Here is an 18,800-nt window from a genome sequence, read left to right as displayed (position 1 = left end):
CTTCGCATCACACGAGGCCATCGGCGGGGACTGCCATGGACGAAACGATCTTGCAAGGCCACGGGGCGGCGGGGGTGGGGCCGGGCACTTGGCGTTGGGGGGCCCGGCACCAACTCCGTACCACCTCAACTAGCCCTTACCCAGCCTTAATTAGGACGCGCATAGGGTCCGATCATGACCACAGAAAACCAGCGGCCGGGCGACGCGTCGGCCCCCTCGCCCGTCACCTTCATCAACATCTTCGAGATCGCTCCCGAGGACGTCGACGCCTTCGCCGAGAAGTGGGAGCAGCGGGCCGCCATCATGAGCGAGAAGCCGGGCTTCATCGACACCAAACTGCATCGCGCCCAGTCCCCCGACGGCCGCTTCCAGCTCGTGAACGTGGCGCACTGGGAGAGCCAGGAGGCGTGGGAGACGGCAGGCGCGGACCCGGCGTTCGCGAACCGCGCGAACGCCGCGCGCGACTCCAAGGAAACCCCGGTCACGGCGAATCCGGGGCTGTACGACGTGGTCGTACGTTTCCCTTGACGGTCAGTGGGAGTTTTTGTGCAGCGGGGTCGTCGGGGGTGAGGCCCCGGGGGTTTGGGATCTTGCCCGGGCCCTGGCGCGGCCACTCGCTCGGTGAGGGTTCGCGCGGGCGCGAGAGCGAGTCGTCGGGCCGTTCCCTGCGCCACGTGCCGTCCCGGCAGACGAGCCCCCACCCGGAGCTGACGACGTTCCACGGACACCGTCGCGCGGGACACCAAGGATCACGCCTTCGACCGCTACTTGGCGGAGTGCGGCAAGTAGCTTGCCGGTGGGCTTTGCCGCCGCCTAGCTCTGCGTGCCCGCGTCGCTGGCTCCTGTCTCTCCCCGCGGGAACGTGACCTCGACGCGGCGGTTCTTCTTGCGGCCCTGCTCGGAGGTGTTGTCCGCGATCGGATAGTCCTCGCTGTAGCCACGTACGGAATACGTGACCTCGGGGCCCAAGTAGTTCGCCAGCTTGTCGTGCACCGCTTCCGCGCGCTTGCGGGAGAGGGTCTTGCCGTGGCTGTAGGAGCCGAGGTTGTCCGTGAAGCCGAAGACCCTGACGGTCGTCGCCTTCTGCGCCTTGGCCTCCTCCGCGATCGCCTTGATACGGGCGTTCGCCTCGGGGTTCAGTTTGTTGCTGTCCTTGGGGAAGAGGACTTCCGCCTGCAGCGCGAACTTCACGTCCGTGTTGGTGTCCTCACGGCGTTCCTCGCCGCCGAGGTCCTCGACGACCGACTTGATGTCGAGCACCTTCGCCGGGGCAAGGGTCGCACCGTCGGCCAGCTTCAGCCCCGGGCTGTTGGAGTCGACCTCGGGGGGCGGGGATGTGGTGGTGCTGCCCGGGGGTGCGCTGGGATCTTCGTCGTCGGCGAAGGCGGGGGTGCCGGTGAGGAAGACCAGGGCCGTGAGGGTGATTGTGGCTGTGGCGAGGGTGCGGGTGTGGGTGCGGGCGTGGATTCGGGTGCGTGGTCGTGGGTGGCCCATGGGTCACTCGCCCTCGGAGATTTCGATGGAGGCGGGGGGCATGTTGCCGACATGGAACTCGACCTTGGAAGTTCCCTCTGGTGGCGCCGGGAACTGGGCGTACCAATCGGCGGTGTCCCCCGACCTGATGCCGCCCACGAACCGGGTGCACAGGCAACGGCCGCCCGTGTCGCGAAGGATGAGGTACTTCTTCTTTCCCACCTTGTCCACCAGGCTTGCGCCCGCGACGGACGATGCGTTCTTCGTCAGCTCCCGCTCGTCGCCACGCCAGTCGGCGGCCACCCACAGTCGTGAGCCGTTGTTGGTCACTCTGCCGGAGACCGTGACGAAGCCTCCCTCATCGCGCACTGCGGACGTGACTACGAGTGAGATGTCGTCTTGCTTGGACTCAGCCAGTACTTTGTCCTGCGCCGGAGGCTGCGACTCCCCCTCCTTGTCGTCGTCATCTCCGCCCTTCTGAGCTGATGAGGAGCTCGCGCTCTTGTCGGGCTCGGGCTTGTCGTCCCCGCCTCCCCCGCAGCCGGCCACCGTGAGGACCAGGCCAGTCGTGATCGCCACAGCGGTCATTGCCCTGCGGGCCTTCATGGTGCGCCGGATATTCATTGCTGAGGTTTCCTTCTCTCGTCGATCACTTGTTAGTCGGCCAGGTGCACGGCGAAGAGGACGGACGCATCCGGGAGATCATCCATATCGAAGTCTTCCGGATCGATCTCGAATGAATCGCCGTCTTCACAGTCGAACTCCACGACCTTCTCCGGATCAGACGACGGAGCGGCCTCACAACGGGGCTTGATGATGGCAGTGGCCTCGGCTGTTGCGTGTGTGGTCTCCGTGCCCGGAATGATCGAGTCGCCAACGGTGTAGTTGGTCTCGATCCCCACCGTGTAACCCGGAAAGCCGTTCACCTCATCCGGACCGAACCCGGTCACGTGCGCATCATTGTCAGCAGCCAGCGCATCGGCCGCGCCTTGCGCCCCGGCGCCGTCGAAATTGTCGCCGTTCAGCCAGTCCAGCCATTCGTCGCCGTCGCCGATGGCGAGGCCCAGCCCCTCGACCAGTTCGTCCCTGGAGTCTTGGGCAGCCGCCAGAGCCGCCGCGTCAGCAGCGGATTGAGCACCATTACGGGCTGACGCAGCTTGGGCAAAGGCGAAGAAGGCGAACGCAACGAAGAGCAGAATCCCCGTCATCCAGATGTAGATGGGGAGAGTCTGCCCTCGGTCGCTGCGCCACTCCTTGGCTGTCAACCGCCGACGACGGATGCCACCGCTTCGCCGATCGCCCCGGAGATCTGACCGTCCAGCCCCAGGCCGTCGATCAACGTGAAGATCCCCGCAATAAGAATCATCAACCCCGCATACTCCACAAACCCAGCCCCCGCATCCCGCTCCCTCCCCCGGACCCGGGAAGTCACGGTCACCGTCCAGTCGATCCAGACTCTGAGTACGCGTTCCTTCAGCACGACGGCCCCTTCTCTCCCACCCGATACACGCACACGTACACGCATCCGCACTCGCGCCCGCGTCGCGGAACACACCGCGCATCGCACTGCCGGCGCAATCGATTCCGACGCCGCTGTCGTCATAGGCAACGTACGCGAGATCTTGTGACCCAACAGCCACTCTCCGCAACCAATACCTTCTGCGGCGCGGAAGTTGGCGAGTTCTCTTCCCCGGTGGCGAGGTCATCACGCGCTCCGGAGGCTTGCGGTGGAGGTGTGGGTCGGGTCGCTCGGTGGGTCCTTGCGTTTCACGACGTCCCCTTCCGCGAGTACCGTGAACTCAGCTTTTGCAAAGGTCATTTGAGGGAGCGGTGCGCACATAGGGCCGCGCCCGGGGGTACTGGAATGGTTCCACCCCTCGGGTGACTGTCCCATAAGTCGTTGCACGCGCGAAGATATTTCGTGGACTGGCTTGATATCGGCGTCCGAGCCGCAGTGGTCCCGACCGCTCATGACTTCCTCACTTCCCCAGAATCGAGCCGAAGTCCGAACCCGAGCCGAGAAACATTCCCGCCGCGATCAGAATCATCGTGGCCGGAAGCATGAAGACCAGCGTCACCATCGTCGCCTTGGGGATCGTCTTCGCGGCCCTGCGGCGGGAGTTCTGGGCGTCCGTGCGGCGCATGTCCGTTGCCAGTTGGATCAGCGTGTCCGCGATCGGGGAGCCCAGTTCCTCGCCCTGTTGGAGCGCCGAGACGAACTGGGAGACCTGCTCGGAGGCGTTCCTGCGGCGCAACTCGTCGAAGGCCTGGCGGCGGCTCACGCCCATGTCCATCTGGCGGAGCGTGATGCGCAGTTCGTCCGCCCACGGGCCCTCGTACCGTTCCGCCACGCGGTCCAGCGCCTGGCGGAAGCCGAGGCCCGCCGAGACCACCACCGCCAGTACGTCCAGGAAATCCGGCAGGGTGCGGTCGATGACCTCGCGCCGTTCCCGTATCGCCTGCCAGATCAGCGCGTCCGCCGCCGTCACGCCGAAGGCGAAGGTCAGGAGGCCGAAGAGCGCGGCGCCGTTGGTGAGGAACACCAGGCCCATCACCACGCCGAAGATGCCGTAGACCGCCCTGCGTGCCGCGTAGCGGTCGATCGTCAGGCCTCCCGGGTTGCCCGCCATGTCGATCTTGCGGCGCTTGGCGTCCACTCGTTTCGGGCCCATCAGGCGCAGGACCAGGGGGGCGAAGCGCATGCCCAGGCGGTCCACCGCCGAGCCCGCCGTCGAGACGCGCGTGGCGCCGACCTCCAGGGCTATCGCCAGGTCCGAGGGGAGTTTCGCCTCCGCCCGGTACATGCGGATGCCTTGGCACGCCCCTGCCACCGCCAGGCCCATCACTGCCGCCATCGCCAGACCGAACAGGTCCACTGTTCCCCTCCCCCTCCCTACACTTCGATCTTGCCGAGTCGCCTGATCACGAAGAAGCCCACCCCGTACAGGCCCAGCGCGATCAGGATCAGCGTCTGGCCCATCGGTGAGCCGGTCACCCGGGCCAGCGCGCCCTCGTTGGAGGAGTTGATGAGGAGCAGCGAGCCGAGGCCCAGGAGCGGGACCGTGAAGGCCGTCGCGTGGACCTCCGAGAGCATCGTGCGGACCTCGCGGCGCGTCTCCTTGCGGTCCTCCAGGGTCTGGGTGAGGTTCCTGAGGGAGTTCACCACCGAGCCACCCGCCTTGTTGGAGAGGACCAGGGTGGTGACGAGGACCACCAGCTCGCGGGACGGGAGGCGCGCCGCCAGTTCGCCCAGCGTGTCGTCGATCGAGCGGCCCAGCGTCAACTGGTCGGCGACCATCGACAGTTCCTCGCCCGCCGGGGATTCGAGTTCCTCCGCCGCCATCGCCAGGGACGTGCGCAGGGCCAGGCCTGCCGCCGTCGCGTTGGCCAGGATGCGGGCCACGTCGGGGAGTTGGTTGATGAACGCCTCGATGCGCTTCTGACGCTGCCAGTTGAGGAACACCACCGCGCTCCAGACCGCCACGATGCCCGCGATCGGGCCGAAGAACGGGGCGAGCGTGGCCGCCGCCATGAGCCAGAGCGCGGCGACGACCGCCACGACGTAGATGAAGAACTCGCCCGCCGTGAGGTCCAGACCCGTCGCCGAGAGGCGCAGGTGGATGGCGCGGCCCAGGCGGGTGCGGCGCAGGCGGCGGTCGACCGCGGAGAAGCGGCGGCCACGGCCGCCGGCGTCGGCCGTGCCGGGGCCGATCGACAGCCGGTCGACCAGTTCCTGGCGCTGGGCGCGGCCCGACGCGTACGCGTGGACCCCCGCGACGGCGAGCGTGCAGGTCAGGACCGTCGCACCGATGGCCAGGAGCGCTGGGTTGTCCATCAGACCCCCGCCGTCCTTCTCGTCGCCGTCATCAGCCGGCCGTCCTTCTCGTCGCCGTCATCAGCCGATCGCCTCTCTCGTGTTCAGTACGTCGATCGCCTGCGCCACACCGAAGCCGGGCGGCACCGGTTCGCCCGCGACGTACAGCCGCTCGGCGACGGAGCGCGGCAGCGGCAGGTGCTCGAAGTAGCCGTGCACGCGGCGGTCCAGGCCGTTGCCGCCCGGCTGGCGCGGCACGAAGCGGGTCACCGGGGCGATACGGAACTGTTCGCGGCCGTGCGAGACGAGCAGGACGATCTCGGCGACCTTGCGGGAGCCGTCCGCGAGGCGGGCCAGTTGGACGACCACGTCCACCGCCGAGTTGATCTGGTCCTTCAGGGCTTCGAAGGGGATCTGGACCTCGGACATCGAGCCGAGGGTCTGGAGGCGCATCAGGGCGTCCTCGGCCGTGTTCGCGTGGACCGTCGCGAGGGAGCCGTCGTGGCCCGTGGACATGGCTTGCAGCATGTCGAGCGTCTCGCCGCCTCGGACCTCGCCGACGATGATGCGGTCGGGGCGCATGCGGAGGCTGTTGCGGACCAGGTCACGGATGGTGATCTGGCCCTTGCCCTCGACGTTCGGCGGGCGCGATTCGAGGCGGATCACGTGGTCCTGCTGGAGTTGCAGTTCCGCCGAGTCCTCGATGGTGATGATGCGTTCGTGGGCAGGGAGGAGACCGGAGAGCGCGTTGAGGAGCGTCGTCTTTCCGGAGCCCGTTCCGCCGCTGACGATGATGTTGAAGCGGGCGCGCACGAAGGCGGAGAGCAGGAGCAGCATGTGCTCGTCGAGCGATCCGAGGCCGATCAGCTCGTGCAGCGTGTACGCGCGGGGGAAGCGGCGGATGGTCAGTGTCGCGCCGGTCAGGGCCAGCGGAGGGATGATCACGTTCACTCGCTCGCCCGTGGGCAGGCGCGCGTCGACCATGGGATTCGACTCGTCCACGCGGCGGTTGACCGTGGAGACGATGCGTTCGATGGTCTGCATGAGCTGGTCGTTCGACGCGAAGCGGAGAGGGAGCTGCTCCACTCTTCCGGCTCGCTCCACGAAGATCGAGTCGGGGCCGTTCACCATGATCTCCGTGATGGAGGCGTCGGCGAGGAGCGGTTCGAGTACGCCGAGTCCCAGGGCCTCGTCCACGACGCGGCGGATGAGCTGGGAGCGTTCCGAGGTCGAGAGGACGGGGCCCTCGCGGCTGATGATGTGGCCCATGACGCGTTCCAGGCGGACGCGGCGGTCCGCCGCCGTCAGGGACGACATCTCGGCGAGGTCGATCTCTTCGAGGAGCTTGGCGCGGTAGACGGCGACGAGGCTGTCGTCGCGGCTCGGGCCGCTGCCCTTGCCGTGGTCGTGCGGGGTCGCCACGCGGTCGCGGAGGCTCATCTGGCTTGCTCAGCTCCCCTCTTCGTCTTCGTCGTTGGGCATCGTGGCCGACTTCGTGACGGACCAGCCCGCGTCCACGAAGGGCAGCAGCGTGGGGACCTGGACGGTGACGTCCGCCGTGGTCGTGGCGCCGCCGCCGCTGATGGCGACCTGGGCGTCCAGGTTCCCGTCCATCGCCGCCATGCCCGCGGCTTCCCCGCCCTCGCCCTGGGAGGCGACGCGGGCCGCCGCGCGGGCGCCCGAGCCCGCCTGGTTGACGGCGTATCCGACGAGGCCCAGTTGGATGGTGGCCAGGCCGATGAGGAGCAGGATGGGGAGGAAACCGGCGAATTCGAGCATGGAGACGCCCCGGTCGCTCCTCAGGCCGCCCCTGAGACCGCTTCCGAGGCCCTTCCGGCGGGGCATCCCGTGTCGGAGCCTGTGATCGGCGGTGCGCCCGAGCCGGCGGCAGCCCCTCACCCGTCCTCACCCTCCTTCGCCGCCCCCGCCTCCCCGCTCACGCTCCACCCCGCGTCGATCCCGGGGAAGAACAGCGGGACGTCCGCGTCCACGTGGGCCTTCCACACCGCTCCCTCGTCCGTGCAGGCCACCTCCGCGCCCTGCCACGCCGACGGCAGATGCTCCTTGGCCGCCGCCTCGCAGGCCGCCGCGCCACCCTCTCCCACCGCGTACGCGGCCGTGGCGGCCCGCGCCGCCTCGTCCGCCGCGTTGCCCGCGAGGGAGAACGTGTAGCCGTACAGCGCGCACTGCCACAGCAGGCCCATCACCGCGAGCAGCAGCGGGAACATCCCGGCGAACTCCAGGGTGACCGCGCCCCGGTCGCCGCCGGCGCGCTTGCGGAGGGTCAAGCGCTTGGCCCCGCCGGGCGACGCCGCCTCCGGGTCCACCAGGCCGAGCTCGCCCGCCAGCGCCCACAGCGCCTGTTTGACCGTGGACTTGCTGTCCAGGTCCTGCATGCGGCCCGCGTCGACCGCGCCCTGGAGTTCCTTGAAGTTCGCGGGGATCGTCGTACGGGCCACCTTCGTCCCCGTCACCCGTTCCACCAGGGAGGGCTGGATGTCCGCGCCCTTGCCGTGGCGGTTGACGACCGTGAGCGTCTCCTCCGCCTTGCGGATCTGGAGGCGGTCCCACAGGCGCACCATGCGCTTGGCGGCGCGTACGGAGACGACGTCCGGGGTGACCAGCAGGATCGCCTGGTCGGCGAGTTCGACGGCCGCCGCGCTCGCCCCGGTGACGTAGGTGCCGCAGTCGACGAGCACGACGTCGTAGCGGCTGCGCAGGGCGCTGAGTGTCTGGCGAGCCACCCGGTCGGTGATCTCCTCGCCCCGTTCGCCCTCCCCGGGGGCCAGGAGGAGGCCGATGCCGGTCTCGTGGGTGTAGACGGCGTCCTGGAGTACGCGGGGCGTGATGTCGGTGATCGACGCGAGGTCGGCGATGGAGCGGCGGAACTGCACGTCCAGGTAGGAGGAGACGTCGCCTGCCTGGAGGTCCAGGTCGAGGAGGGCGACGGTGCGGCCCGAAGCCCGTGCGGCGAGCGCCAGTTGGACTGCGGCGAGGGTGGTCCCGACGCCACCCTTGGCCCCGCTCACCGCGACGACGTGGCCGCCGCCTGGGGCCTCCCCCGGCCCGGAGTAGAGCTCCATGCCCGCGCTGCCCAGGTGCCTGCGCATCCCCGCGGACCAGGCGGCCGCCGCCTGCACGCGCTCGGCGAGGGCGTCGTACGCGAGGGGGAAGCCGACGATGCCGCGGGCGCCGGAGTCCATCGCGGCGGTCAGCAGGGCCGGGCTCGTGTCGGCGGTGATCAGCACGACGCCGACCGCGGGGAAGCGGAGCACGAGGTCGCGGATCAGGTCCAGGGCGGGGACGGGGCCGATGCGCTCGTGGATGAGGACGACTTCGGGGAGTTCATCAATGGACTCCGCGGCGAGCCTCGCCAGGTGGTCGAGCAGTGCGGTGGAGTCCGCGACGGGGAGCGCGGGTTCGGCGTCGGGAAGCTGCCCGGTCAGTGTCGAGAGGGCGCGGGCGGCTTCCAGGTCCCCTACGGCGGGGAGGATGCGGGTGGTCATGCGTCACCCCGCCGGGTGCCCGGGCGAGTGGGCGGGAGAGCTCCGCCGCGCAACGGCGGTACATGCGTGCGTCGCCTCATCCGCGGGCCCCCTACTTGTCCTCGTCGAGTGTGTACGTCCGGTCGCCCCGCGGGATCGCCGCCTCCCCGCCCTGGCCCACCAGGGCCAGGCGGACATGCGTGGCGAACGACTCCGCGTAGGCGACGCGCTGCGCGTCCGCGGTGTCCAGGGCGAACGTGATCGGCACCGCCTCCGTCGCCGTACGACGGCTGCTGCGGTCGTCCTGGTCGGGGTCGAGGGCCGTCAGCTTGCCCACGTCGAGCACCTTCGCGGACTCGACGATGACCTTCGACTGGTCCTTGGCGTTGTCGGTCTCGCCCTTGAACGTGGCGTAGATGTTGACCGTCGCGCCGGGCGTGATCTTGCCCGCCACGCCCGTCGCCGCATCGATCATGATGGCGATCTCCTGCTGGCCCGGCTCCAGTTCGGGGCGGTTCACGATCATGTCCGTCTGGAGCAGCGAGCCCTTGCGCAGCTCGGTCACCGCGATCTTGCCGCGGACCTGGCGGAGATCGGTGACGGCGTTGTCCGAGAGCCACCTCTCCGGCATCTCGACCTTCTCGAACTGGTCGGCGCTCAGCTCCTTGTAGGGGGCGATGTCCCCCTTGAGCTTGTACGCGGCCACCTCGGGGCCCACCTTCGAGTTCACGTCCCGGATCACGGAGAGGACGCCCGCGAACGCGCCGAACGCGGCCAGGACCGAAAGGACCAGCAGGATGACGCCGCGGCGCTGGCGTGAGTTCATGGACCGGACTACCTCGATCGGGTGCGGGCGGCTACGGACAGTGATCGTTGTGGCGCGCGTTCAGTTCGGGGTCGTACCCACAGGAGCCTGGTCTTACGTCCTGCCTCGCGGAAGCGCGCGTACGGCGCGAGCCGAGGCAGGGGCGGGAGTGGGGGCGGCGGCGGGCGCCGCGCGTTCCGGCGGTGACAGCAGGGGCGCGGCGCAGAACCCGCAGCGGTCGCCGATGAGTTCGAGACCGCACCAGTGGCAGTCGTCCCGCCGGACGGACGACACCAGTTGGTAGAGCACCGAGATGTCGGGGATCGCCGCGGCGAACTCGACGAGCTTGCCCGTGGCCCACCAGCGCGCGGAATCTCCCGGGAGCCGGGTTTCCGCGACGCCCTGGGTCCGCCAGGCCGACGCGAGCGTCTCGGTGACCCAGTCGGAGCCGAGCTGTCCGGTGGCGTACAGCATCTTCGTGCCGAAGCCGGGGCCCGGCAGCGTCGCGTCGCCCGTCACCTTGATCAGCTCGGGCCGTGGCGTGGCGAGAACGGCGAACTGGGCGCCCGGGACCCATGACTTGGCGTGGGACTGGAGCGTGACCGGGACCCGGTCCAGCTTCGCCACCGAGCCGAGCAGCGCGCCCGCGTAGATGTAGTGGGACAGGAGCCGGGCCGCCGAGGCGAGGACGCCCGGGCTGAAGTCGCAGATCGAGAGCTGGCGGAGCTGGAGCGCGAGGACCGCGAGGCCGAGCGGCGGCAGGTCGGGGCGCAGGATCGCGATGCGGTCGCTCTCCAGGACGGAGCGGATCGCGTGCATGCGCTGGACGAGGGCGGGCGGCGCCGACGCGGGACAGAGGACGATCACATAGCCGTGGTGCTCGATGAGCGTGTGCATCTCGGTCAGCGCCTGGTCCAGGGAGTACGTCCGCGGTGACTGGACGGCGCTCTGCAGGACGGCCGCGGACGGGGTGTGCCGGTCGGGCGACGGCAGCACCAGGTCAGGGCCGGTGACGGCTATGGCGGTCGGCATACGCACACCCCCCGGTCTTCGTGCACTTCTGCCTCAGCACCTTATCCAGGTCATCGCCACCTCAACACCCAACTTCCCACTGTTCACGCAGAGGTTGGCCGGACTCGCGGGGTCCGGGTGACGCCAGAGGTCTTGACAACGCAATTGGTCTGGACCAGCTTGTACGACCAAGCAAGGCACCAGGCATCCCCCCTCGTACCGCCCGGCCAAATCTCTCCGAGCGCCCCAATTCCCCCCACCGGAGGCAGAAGTGGACCACGCACGCGGCAGGACACGCAGGAAGGCAGGGTCCGTCATCGGTCTGACAACGGCACTCGCCCTCGCACTCACCGGCCTGCTCACCGGCGGCGCCGACGAAGCCGACGCGGACACCCGCGCCGTGCCGAAGCACGCGGTGACCGGTTACTGGCAGAACTTCGACAACGGCGCCACCGTCCAGAAGCTGAGCGACGTGCAGGACGAGTACGACATCATCGCGGTGTCGTTCGCGGACGCGACCGGCACGCCGGGCGAGCTGGCCTTCAACCTGGACTCCGCCGGGCTCGGCGGGTACACCGTCGAGCAGTTCAAGGCCGACGTGAAGGCCAAGCAGGAAGCCGGGAAGTCCGTGATCCTCTCGGTCGGCGGCGAGAAGGGCGCGGTGTCCGTCAACGACTCCGCGTCGGCGACCGCCTTCGCGGACTCGGCGTACGCGCTCATGCGGGAGTACGGCTTCGACGGCGTCGACATCGACCTGGAGAACGGGCTCAACTCGACGTACATGTCGCAGGCCCTGAAGTCCCTGGCAGGGAAAGCCGGTTCGGGGTTCGTGCTGACCATGGCGCCGCAGACGATCGACATGCAGTCCACGTCGAACGAGTACTTCAAGACGGCGCTCGCCGTGAAGGACATCCTCACGGTCGTCAACATGCAGTACTACAACAGCGGTTCGATGCTGGGCTGTGACGGCAAGGTCTACAGCCAGGGCTCGGTCGACTTCCTCACCGCGCTCGCCTGCATCCAGCTGGAGGGCGGCCTCGACCCGTCACAGGTCGGCATAGGCGTCCCGGCCTCGGCGAAGGCGGCCGGCGGCGGTTACGTCTCGCCGTCCGTCGTGAACCAGGCCCTGGACTGCCTGGCGAAGGGCACGAGCTGCGGTTCCTTCAAGCCGTCCAAGACGTACCCCGGCATCCGGGGCGCGATGACCTGGTCGACGAACTGGGACGCGGCCGACGGGAGTTCCTGGTCCAAGGCGGTCGGCCCGCACGTCCACGGTCTGCCGTAACGGGCGACCCGAGACGGGCGACCGCCCCCGCACGCCTGCAGCGCCGCCGCTCCCCCGGCGGCGCTGCGGTGCTCCCCGCGGTGCGCTAGAAGAAACTGCTCCAGTCCTGGTCGGTGATCTGCTTGACGCACAGGACCAGGAACAGCAGGCCCGCAATTGCCAGCATGCCGTTGCTGAGCCATCCGTTGCGCCATTCACTGGGCGTGCGCGACGAGTTGAGCAGCCAGACCAGGGTGAGCGCGAGGAACGGCATGAAGGCCGCGCCGAGCACGCCGTAGATGATGATGAGGCGGAACGGCTGCCCCTGGAAGAGCAGGATCATCGGCGGGAAGGTCAGCCACAGCAGGTAGGCGCGGAACGGAACCGACTTCTCGCGGGCTCCGGACGCCACCTCCTCACCGGACAGGGCCTTGTCGCCCGCCCCCGCCCGCTGCTTGCGGTAGCGCTCCACGAAGTCGGCGAACATCAGGCTCACGCCGTGCCAGACGCCGATCAGCGAGGTGAAGGAGGTGGCGAAGAAGCCGATCAGGAAGAGCTTGGCGGTGGCGTCCCCGTACTCCTTCTCCAGGATGCCGGAGAGCTGCACGAGGCCCTTGTCGCCGCTGGCGATGGCGACATTCGCGGAGTGCAGCAGCTCGGCGCCGACGAAGAGCATGGCGACGACGAAGATGCCGGTGGTGATGTACGCGACGCGGTTGTCGAGCCGCATCACCTTCATCCAGCCCGTGTTCGTCCAGCCCTTGGCGTTGACCCAGTAGCCGTACGCGGCAAGGGTGATCGTGCCGCCGACGCCGCCGATCAGGCCGAGCGTGTTGAGGATGGAGTCCTTCTCGTCGGGCAGCACCGGCAGCAGGCCCGCGAAGGCGTCGCCGAGGTGCGGGGTGACGCGGATGGCGAGGTAGACGGTGACGACGAACATGATGCCGACGAGCACCGTCATGACCTTCTCGAAGACGGCGTACTTGTTGAACCAGACGAAGACCAGGCCGACGAGGCCGGTGAGGATCGCCCACCACTTGAGCTCCATGACGTCCGGGAAGAGGGCCTGGAGCGGCAGCCCCGACGACGACATGGCCGCGGCCCCGTAGACGTACCCCCAGATGACGACGTAGACGACGAAGAACCACGTCGTCCAGCGGCCGAGGCTCGCCCAGCCGTCGAAGAGGGTGCGTCCGGTCGCCAGGTGCCAGCGGCCGGCCGCCTCGGCGAGCGAGATCTTCACCACGCAGCCGATCACGGCGGCCCAGAGCAGGGTGTAGCCGAAGTTGCTGCCCGCGATGAGGGTCGCGACGAGGTCGCCCGCGCCGACGCCGGTGGCGGCGACCACGATGCCGGGTCCGATGTATTTCCAGCTGGACTTGCGGGGCCGGGGAGCCGCATCTCCCGTGGCAGTGCCACTGCCTGTCGTGTCAGCCATGCCGATCAAGAAACCTCATGGCGGCTCGTCACACAAGGGGTTGGCCGAAGACAGCGTTGACCGGAGCATGCCAGGCCCCCACGATGGGCCCGCGCGACCCGCACAGCAACCCCGCACCGCACGCGTCGCACTGAACCACCCCCCCACCCCCAGGAGACTTCATGCGACTCCGCATACGCGGCAGAAGATCCGCTGCCCTCGCGGCCCTTCTCGCCCTCGCCGTGGCGGCGCCCATCACCGCCAACGCCTCACCGGACACCGCCGGCCGGACCTCGCAGAGCGAGGCGGCCGCCGACAACGAAACGCGCCAGTACGAGATCCCCCTCGGCGACGATCCCGCCGCCCGCACCGCGCTCGCCCGCACCGGCGTCGCGATCGACGAGGTCGACGCCCGCGCGGTGGTCGTCTCGGCCGACGGCCGCGAGGCCGCCGCGCTCCGTGACGCGGGTTACGAGCTCAAGGCCCTGGCCGGACCCCCGAAGCGTACGAACGGGGAGCCCGTGGAGGCCAAGGACTTCCCGCCCGCCGACGCGAGGTACCACAACTACGCGGAGATGAACGCGGAGATCAACCAGCGCATCGCGGCCCATCCGACCCTGATGAGCAAGAGGGTCATCGGCAAGTCCTACTCGGGCCGGGACATCGTCGCCATCAAGATCAGCGACAACGTGGGTACGGATGAAGCCGAGCCCGAGGTCCTCTTCACCCACCACCAGCACGCCCGCGAGCACCTGACCGTCGAGATGGCGCTCTACCTGCTGCGCGAACTCGGCGACGACTACAGCACGGACGCGCGCGTCAAGAAGATGGTCGACGAGCGCGAGATCTGGATCGTGCCAGACCTGAACCCGGACGGCGGCGAGTACGACATCGCGTCCGGCTCCTACCGAAGCTGGCGCAAGAACCGCCAGCCCAACAGCGGTTCGTCGAACGTCGGCACCGACCTGAACCGCAACTGGGCCTACCGGTGGGGCTGCTGCGGCGGCTCGTCCGGCTCCACGGGCTCCGAGACCTACCGCGGCCCGCGCGCGGAGTCGGCGCCCGAGACGCAGGTCGTCGCCAACTTCGTGCGCAGCCGCGTCGTCGGCGGCAAGCAGCAGATCAAGGCGTCCATCGACTTCCACACGTACAGCGAGCTGGTCCTGTGGCCGTACGGCTACACGTACAGCGACACGGGCCCCGGCCTCACCCAGGACGACCGCGACGCGCATGCCGCCATCGGCCGGAAGATGGCCGCGAGCAACGGCTACACGCCGCAGCAGTCCAGCGACCTCTACATCACGGACGGGTCGATCAACGACTGGCTCTGGGGCAACCAGAAGATCTTCAGCTACACCTTCGAGATGTACCCGTCGTCCGCGGGCGGCGGCGGCTTCTACCCGCCCGACGAGGTGATCGAGCGCGAGACGAGCCGCAACAGGGACGCGGTCCTGCAACTCCTGGAGAACTCGGACTGCATGTACCGGTCGATCGGCAAGGAGCAGCAGTACTGCACGAGTTGATCCCGCACGACGAGCAGGGGCGCCCGGCAAGATCGCCGGGCGCCCCCACGGACGTACGGACCGCTACACGAACAGGCTCACCACGGCCGCGACCGCGAAGCCGGCCAGCGAGAGGACCGATTCCAGGACCGTCCACGTCTTGAGCGTGTCGCGCTCCGAGATGCCGAAGTACTTCGCCACCATCCAGAAGCCGCCGTCGTTCACGTGCGAGGCGAAGATCGAGCCCGCCGAGATCGCCATGATGACCAGGGCGATGAAGGCCTGGGAGTAGTCGCCCTCGGAGAGGAGGGGGGCCACGATGCCCGCCGTCGTCACGATCGCCACCGTCGCCGAGCCCTGGGCGACACGGAGCACCAGGGAGAGCAGGTAGGCGAGGACGATGATCGGCAGGCCCACGTCCTGGAAGGTGTCCGAGAGGGCGGCCGCGACACCGCTCGCCTTGAGGACCGCGCCGAAGATGCCGCCCGCGCCGACCACCAGGAGGATGTTGCCGACCGGCTTCAGGGACGAGGTCGACACCGTCTCCAGGGACTTGCGCGACCAGCCGCGCCGGATGCCGAGCAGGTAGTACGCCATCAGCAGGGCGATCGTCAGGGCGACGAAGGGGCTGCCGAAGAACTCGATGACCGACCGGAAGGTCGAGGGGTCGAAGGCGATCGACGAGAAGGTCGCGAGGAGGATCAGGAACAGCGGCGTCCCGATGATCGCGAAGACCATGCCGAGCGGCACCGGCTTCTCGCGCGGCTCGACACCGGCCGCACGCTGCTCGGCGACGACCGCCTGCCGCGCCTCGTCGGCGGCCTCGACCATGTCCTGCGGGACGGGCACGAAGATGCGCTTGCCGATCCAGGCGGAGTACACCCAGGCGGCGATGACGGCGGGGATGCCGCAGACCAGGCCCATCAGGATGACCCAGCCGAGGTCCACCTTGAGCAGACCGGCCGCGGCGACCGGGCCGGGGTGCGGGGGCAGGAACGCGTGGGTCATCGACAGACCCGCGAGCAGGGGCAGGCAGTAGAGCAGGATCGACTTGCCGCTGCGCTTCGCGGCGGCGTACACGATCGGCGCGAGGACGAAGATGCCCACGTCGAAGAAGACGGGGATGCCGAAGATCAGACCCGTCAGACCCATGGCCAGCGGGGCACGCTTCTCGCCGAAGAGGCCGAGGAGGCGGGAGGCCAACACCTCGGCACCGCCCGAGACTTCGAGTATCGCGCCGAGCATCGTGCCGAGGCCGATGATGATCGCCACATGGCCGAGGATGCCGCCCATGCCGGACTCGATGACGGAGACCGCGTCGGACTTCTGGACCGTGCCGAAGAGTTCGGTGACGGAGAGGCCGGCCGAGAGGCCGACGACTATGGACACCGCGAGCAGCGCCACGAAGGGCTGCAGCCTGACCTTGATGATCAGGAAGAGCAGAAGCACGATGCCGAGCGCGGCGACGGTCAGCAGACCTGCGGTGCCGTCGATCAGGGTGAGGATTCCGCCCGTGTGGGGTGGGGCCTCGGCGGGGGCGGCGGCCGCGAGCGCGGCGAAGGGGGACGACGGGGACATCTTTGACCTCGTAAGTGCATGAAGCTTTCAGGGCAGGGGGGATCACGGCGCGGCGCCCGAAGGGGGGAGTTGGGCGCCGCGCCGTGAAGACTTGCGGCTTGCGGGGGGTGGTGGGTCAGGGGACGGGCTGCGTCAGCTCAGGACGGCGAGCGCGTCGATCTCGATGAGGAGACCCTTGGGCAGGCCCACGTAGACCGTGGTGCGGGCCGAGGCGGGGGCCTTGAGGCCCTGCTCCTCGAAGTAGGCGTTGTAGATCTCGTTCATCTCGGCGAAGTGGTCCACGTCCGTGAGGTAGACGCGCATCATCATCACGTCGTCCCAGGTCGCGCCGCCCTCTTCGAGGATCGCCTTGACGTTGGCGAACGTCTGGAGCGTCTGCTCGCGCAGGGTCGGGCCCGCGGGGGTGGGGGCCTTGCCCTCCTCGGCGGGGAGGAAGCCGACCTGACCGGCGACCTGAAGGATGTTGCCCTTCTTGACGCCGTGGGAGAACTTCGCGGGCGGGGTGGTGTGGGTGGCCGGGGTGAGGGCGATCTTCTCGGTCATGACGTGCTCAGGCTTCCTTGAGGGGTGACTTGCCGGAGTACTCCCGGCTGATGGCGTCCGCCGTACGGCGCACCAGCGGGAGCAGCGTGAGGAGTTCCTCGGCGGTGACGACGACGTTCGGCGCTGAGACCGACATGGCGGCGACGACCCGGCCGTCCGCACCGCGGATGGGGGCCCCGATGCAGTTGATGGACTCCTCGTGGCCACCGAGATCGGTGGCCCAGCCCTGTTCGCGTACGGCGCTGAGCTCCTTGAGGAACGCGGCGGCGTTGGGTGTCGAACGGGACGTGTACGTGGGGTAGTCGAGCTTCTCCGCGATCGCGCGGCGCTCGGCCTCGGGAAAGTCGGAGATCAGCAGCTTGGCGACGGCGGCGACGGTGATCGCCACCGGCTTCCCGATGCGCGAGTACATCCGCACCGGATAGCGGCTCTCGACCTTGTCGATGTAGAGGACTTCCTGCTCCTCGTAGACCGCGAGGTGCACGGTGTGCCCGCACTTCTCGTTGAGGGCGAGGAGGTGGGGGTGCGCGATCTCGCGTACGTCGAGGTTCTCGACGGCTTCCTGGGCGAGCGCGAAGAGGCGGGCGCCCAGGCGGTAGCGCTGGTCGGACTGGCGGTAGACCAGGCCGTGTTCGTGCAGCGTGCGAAGGAGCCGCAGGGCGGTGGACTTGTGCACTTCGAGGCGCTCGGCGACCTGGCCGAGGTCTGCGGGGCCTTCGGCGAGCAGCGGCAGGATGGACAGGGCGCGGTCGACGGTCTGGCTCATGTACGTGCCTCCTCCTTGGCCTCGGTGTTCTCGGCGTCGTTCTCGGGGACGCCGTCCGTCCAGCCCGGGCCGAGACGAAGTGTCCCCCAGCCTTCGGCGTCCAGTGCGGCAAGGCGATCGGTGTGCGCCCTCGCGGGAGGGGTCGCGAGGTCGCCGGCGACGGTGAGCGCGGCGGCCGCCATGAGGTGCCCGTGGCGCAGGCGCCGTTCGGCGGGCAGGCCGCGCAGGGTGGCGGAGAGGAACCCGGCGGCGAAGGCGTCACCGGCGCCGACGGGGGCGACGACATCGACCTTGAGCGCGGCCTGGAAGACGGCGGGCTCACCTTCGGTGAACACGGTGGCTCCGTCGCTGCCCTGCTTGACGACCAGGGTGGCGGGCTCGGGAAGGGCGGCGCGGATGGCTTCGGGGCCGCCGGTGACGCCCCAGGCGTCGGCGGCCTCGTCCTCGCCGACGAAGACGAGGTCGGCGCCGCGGGCGAGGTCGAGCAGGACGCGGGGGCCTTCGCCCGTCGCCCCGCTCCATAGTCCGGGGCGGTAATTCACGTCGAACGACACCAGCGGGCGGCCGGGGCGGGGTGCGGTCAGCTCGCGCAGGAGGGCGAGGCAGTCCGCGGAGAGGGCCGCGGTGATGCCGGAGAGGTGCAGGATGCGGCCGGCGTCGAGGGCCTCGCGGTCCACGCTGTGGGGCGCCATCGCGGAGGCGGCGGAGCCCGCCCGGTAGTAGAGCACCTCGTGGGCGTCGGTGTCGCGGTCGTCGGCGGTGCGGAAGTAGATGCCGGTGGGGCGGTGCGGGTCACGTCCGACGGACCCGGTGTCCACGCCGTAGCGGGCGATCGCCTCGACGAGGTGGTCCCCGAAGCCGTCGGCGCCGACGCGGCTGACCCAGCGGGTGCGGTGCCCGGCGGCGGCGAGCGCGCAGGCGACGTTCGACTCGGCGCCGCCGATCCCGCGGTCGAAGGAGGGGACGTCGGCGAGGCGTCCGGCGCGTGAGGGCAGGAACGTGACCATGGACTCGCCGAGCGCGACGACGTCCACTGCTGCCTGCGCGTCCATCGCTGCCTGCGCGGCCTCTGCGGTCACGATCTTCCTGCCCCTCAACCGACTGCCAACCGACTGCCGGGATCCGTTGACCCGGCGTTGGCT

At 69.2% G+C, this 18,800-nt stretch carries 19 protein-coding genes; 3 read left to right on the top strand and 16 right to left on the bottom strand.

All coding sequences use genetic code 11. The annotated features are described in order from the left end of the window. Window positions 1-174 precede the first annotated feature (174 nt). Window positions 175-528, top strand: a complete 354-nt coding sequence (locus tag ACWFRU_RS16085) for an antibiotic biosynthesis monooxygenase family protein (protein WP_453687328.1) — start codon at window positions 175-177, stop codon at window positions 526-528. 285 nt (window positions 529-813) lie between these two features. On the opposite strand, the gene ACWFRU_RS16080 is transcribed toward ACWFRU_RS16085, so the two are convergent. The 11 genes from ACWFRU_RS16080 to ACWFRU_RS16030 form a co-directional block, all read right to left on the bottom strand. Next, window positions 814-1,494, bottom strand: a complete 681-nt coding sequence (locus ACWFRU_RS16080; protein ID WP_453687326.1) for an OmpA family protein — start codon at window positions 1,492-1,494, stop codon at window positions 814-816. A gap of 3 nt (window positions 1,495-1,497) precedes the next feature. Beyond that, the gene (locus ACWFRU_RS16075; RefSeq protein WP_453687324.1) at window positions 1,498-2,097 is read right to left on the bottom strand and encodes a hypothetical protein; all 600 of its coding nucleotides are present in this window, start codon (window positions 2,095-2,097) and stop codon (window positions 1,498-1,500) included. A 32-nt stretch (window positions 2,098-2,129) separates the two neighbouring features. Next, window positions 2,130-2,738 carry a pilus assembly protein TadG-related protein gene (locus tag ACWFRU_RS16070; RefSeq protein WP_453687322.1) on the bottom strand — a complete coding sequence of 203 codons (609 nt, stop codon included), beginning with the start codon at window positions 2,736-2,738 and terminating at the stop codon, window positions 2,130-2,132. Then, the gene (locus tag ACWFRU_RS16065; RefSeq protein ID WP_363208956.1) at window positions 2,735-2,953 is read right to left on the bottom strand and encodes a hypothetical protein; all 219 of its coding nucleotides are present in this window, start codon (window positions 2,951-2,953) and stop codon (window positions 2,735-2,737) included. Before ACWFRU_RS16065 ends, ACWFRU_RS16070 begins: the two co-directional genes overlap by 4 nt. A 499-nt stretch (window positions 2,954-3,452) precedes the next feature. Then, complete coding sequence (locus ACWFRU_RS16060; RefSeq protein WP_453687615.1) at window positions 3,453-4,328, bottom strand: DUF5936 domain-containing protein; 876 nt, start codon at window positions 4,326-4,328, stop codon at window positions 3,453-3,455. 38 nt (window positions 4,329-4,366) lie between these two features. After that, the gene (locus tag ACWFRU_RS16055; protein ID WP_453687320.1) at window positions 4,367-5,308 is read right to left on the bottom strand and encodes a type II secretion system F family protein; all 942 of its coding nucleotides are present in this window, start codon (window positions 5,306-5,308) and stop codon (window positions 4,367-4,369) included. A gap of 60 nt (window positions 5,309-5,368) precedes the next feature. Beyond that, window positions 5,369-6,727 (bottom strand): CpaF family protein, encoded by a 1,359-nt coding sequence (locus ACWFRU_RS16050; RefSeq protein WP_453687318.1) that lies wholly within the window; start codon window positions 6,725-6,727, stop codon window positions 5,369-5,371. Between the two features lie 9 nt (window positions 6,728-6,736). After that, a complete protein-coding gene (locus tag ACWFRU_RS16045; RefSeq protein WP_453687316.1) occupies window positions 6,737-7,066 on the bottom strand; it encodes a TadE/TadG family type IV pilus assembly protein in 330 nt (109 codons plus the stop codon). A 116-nt stretch (window positions 7,067-7,182) separates the two neighbouring features. Further along, window positions 7,183-8,793: an AAA family ATPase gene (locus ACWFRU_RS16040; protein ID WP_453687315.1), complete on the bottom strand. Its 1,611-nt coding sequence runs from the start codon at window positions 8,791-8,793 to the stop codon at window positions 7,183-7,185. Window positions 8,794-8,884: 91 nt separating this feature from the next. Continuing rightward, window positions 8,885-9,598, bottom strand: coding sequence for a Flp pilus assembly protein CpaB (gene cpaB, locus ACWFRU_RS16035; protein WP_453687313.1), 714 nt, complete (start codon window positions 9,596-9,598; stop codon window positions 8,885-8,887). 93 nt (window positions 9,599-9,691) lie between these two features. After that, entirely contained in the window at window positions 9,692-10,609 is a 918-nt protein-coding gene (locus ACWFRU_RS16030) for a hypothetical protein (RefSeq protein ID WP_453687311.1), read from the bottom strand. A gap of 295 nt (window positions 10,610-10,904) precedes the next feature. Between ACWFRU_RS16030 and ACWFRU_RS16025 the strand changes: the two genes are divergently transcribed. Then, window positions 10,905-11,873 (top strand): chitinase, encoded by a 969-nt coding sequence (locus ACWFRU_RS16025; RefSeq protein WP_453687614.1) that lies wholly within the window; start codon window positions 10,905-10,907, stop codon window positions 11,871-11,873. A gap of 85 nt (window positions 11,874-11,958) precedes the next feature. On the opposite strand, the gene ACWFRU_RS16020 is transcribed toward ACWFRU_RS16025, so the two are convergent. Next, on the bottom strand, window positions 11,959-13,290 hold the full coding sequence (locus tag ACWFRU_RS16020) for an Nramp family divalent metal transporter (protein WP_453687309.1): 1,332 nt from the start codon (window positions 13,288-13,290) through the stop codon (window positions 11,959-11,961). Window positions 13,291-13,451: 161 nt separating this feature from the next. Here ACWFRU_RS16020 and ACWFRU_RS16015 point away from each other — a divergent pair, with 161 nt between their 5' ends. After that, entirely contained in the window at window positions 13,452-14,792 is a 1,341-nt protein-coding gene (locus tag ACWFRU_RS16015; RefSeq protein WP_453687307.1) for a M14 family metallopeptidase, read from the top strand. 63 nt (window positions 14,793-14,855) lie between these two features. On the opposite strand, the gene ACWFRU_RS16010 is transcribed toward ACWFRU_RS16015, so the two are convergent. From ACWFRU_RS16010 to ACWFRU_RS15995, 4 genes are all read right to left on the bottom strand, one after another. Next, window positions 14,856-16,349, bottom strand: a complete 1,494-nt coding sequence (locus ACWFRU_RS16010; protein ID WP_453687305.1) for a GntP family permease — start codon at window positions 16,347-16,349, stop codon at window positions 14,856-14,858. 132 nt (window positions 16,350-16,481) lie between these two features. Next, entirely contained in the window at window positions 16,482-16,892 is a 411-nt protein-coding gene (locus ACWFRU_RS16005; RefSeq protein WP_365819936.1) for a RidA family protein, read from the bottom strand. 7 nt (window positions 16,893-16,899) lie between these two features. Beyond that, the gene (locus ACWFRU_RS16000) at window positions 16,900-17,658 is read right to left on the bottom strand and encodes an IclR family transcriptional regulator (protein WP_453687303.1); all 759 of its coding nucleotides are present in this window, start codon (window positions 17,656-17,658) and stop codon (window positions 16,900-16,902) included. Continuing rightward, window positions 17,655-18,710 (bottom strand): sugar kinase, encoded by a 1,056-nt coding sequence (locus ACWFRU_RS15995; protein ID WP_453687612.1) that lies wholly within the window; start codon window positions 18,708-18,710, stop codon window positions 17,655-17,657. The genes ACWFRU_RS16000 and ACWFRU_RS15995 overlap by 4 nt, the downstream gene beginning before the upstream one ends. Between the last annotated feature and the right edge of the window lie 90 nt (window positions 18,711-18,800).

This window comes from Streptomyces sp. NPDC055099 (assembly GCF_053607685.1).
Note: the sequence above shows the minus strand (reverse complement) of the source record. Positions and strands in the feature narration are given on the sequence as shown.

Coding starts and splice junctions, on each gene's coding strand:
- ACWFRU_RS16085 (WP_453687328.1), top strand. CDS start 175: ATGACCACAGAAAACCAGCGGCCGGGCGACGCGTCGGCCCCCTCGCCC.
- ACWFRU_RS16080 (WP_453687326.1), bottom strand. CDS start 1,494: ATGGGCCACCCACGACCACGCACCCGAATCCACGCCCGCACCCACACC.
- ACWFRU_RS16075 (WP_453687324.1), bottom strand. CDS start 2,097: ATGAATATCCGGCGCACCATGAAGGCCCGCAGGGCAATGACCGCTGTG.
- ACWFRU_RS16060 (WP_453687615.1), bottom strand. CDS start 4,328: ATGGCGGCAGTGATGGGCCTGGCGGTGGCAGGGGCGTGCCAAGGCATC.
- ACWFRU_RS16055 (WP_453687320.1), bottom strand. CDS start 5,308: ATGGACAACCCAGCGCTCCTGGCCATCGGTGCGACGGTCCTGACCTGC.
- ACWFRU_RS16050 (WP_453687318.1), bottom strand. CDS start 6,727: ATGAGCCTCCGCGACCGCGTGGCGACCCCGCACGACCACGGCAAGGGC.
- ACWFRU_RS16045 (WP_453687316.1), bottom strand. CDS start 7,066: ATGCTCGAATTCGCCGGTTTCCTCCCCATCCTGCTCCTCATCGGCCTG.
- ACWFRU_RS16040 (WP_453687315.1), bottom strand. CDS start 8,793: ATGACCACCCGCATCCTCCCCGCCGTAGGGGACCTGGAAGCCGCCCGC.
- cpaB (WP_453687313.1), bottom strand. CDS start 9,598: ATGAACTCACGCCAGCGCCGCGGCGTCATCCTGCTGGTCCTTTCGGTC.
- ACWFRU_RS16030 (WP_453687311.1), bottom strand. CDS start 10,609: ATGCCGACCGCCATAGCCGTCACCGGCCCTGACCTGGTGCTGCCGTCG.
- ACWFRU_RS16020 (WP_453687309.1), bottom strand. CDS start 13,290: ATGGCTGACACGACAGGCAGTGGCACTGCCACGGGAGATGCGGCTCCC.
- ACWFRU_RS16015 (WP_453687307.1), top strand. CDS start 13,452: ATGCGACTCCGCATACGCGGCAGAAGATCCGCTGCCCTCGCGGCCCTT.
- ACWFRU_RS16010 (WP_453687305.1), bottom strand. CDS start 16,349: ATGTCCCCGTCGTCCCCCTTCGCCGCGCTCGCGGCCGCCGCCCCCGCC.
- ACWFRU_RS16005 (WP_365819936.1), bottom strand. CDS start 16,892: ATGACCGAGAAGATCGCCCTCACCCCGGCCACCCACACCACCCCGCCC.
- ACWFRU_RS16000 (WP_453687303.1), bottom strand. CDS start 17,658: ATGAGCCAGACCGTCGACCGCGCCCTGTCCATCCTGCCGCTGCTCGCC.
- ACWFRU_RS15995 (WP_453687612.1), bottom strand. CDS start 18,710: ATGGACGCGCAGGCAGCAGTGGACGTCGTCGCGCTCGGCGAGTCCATG.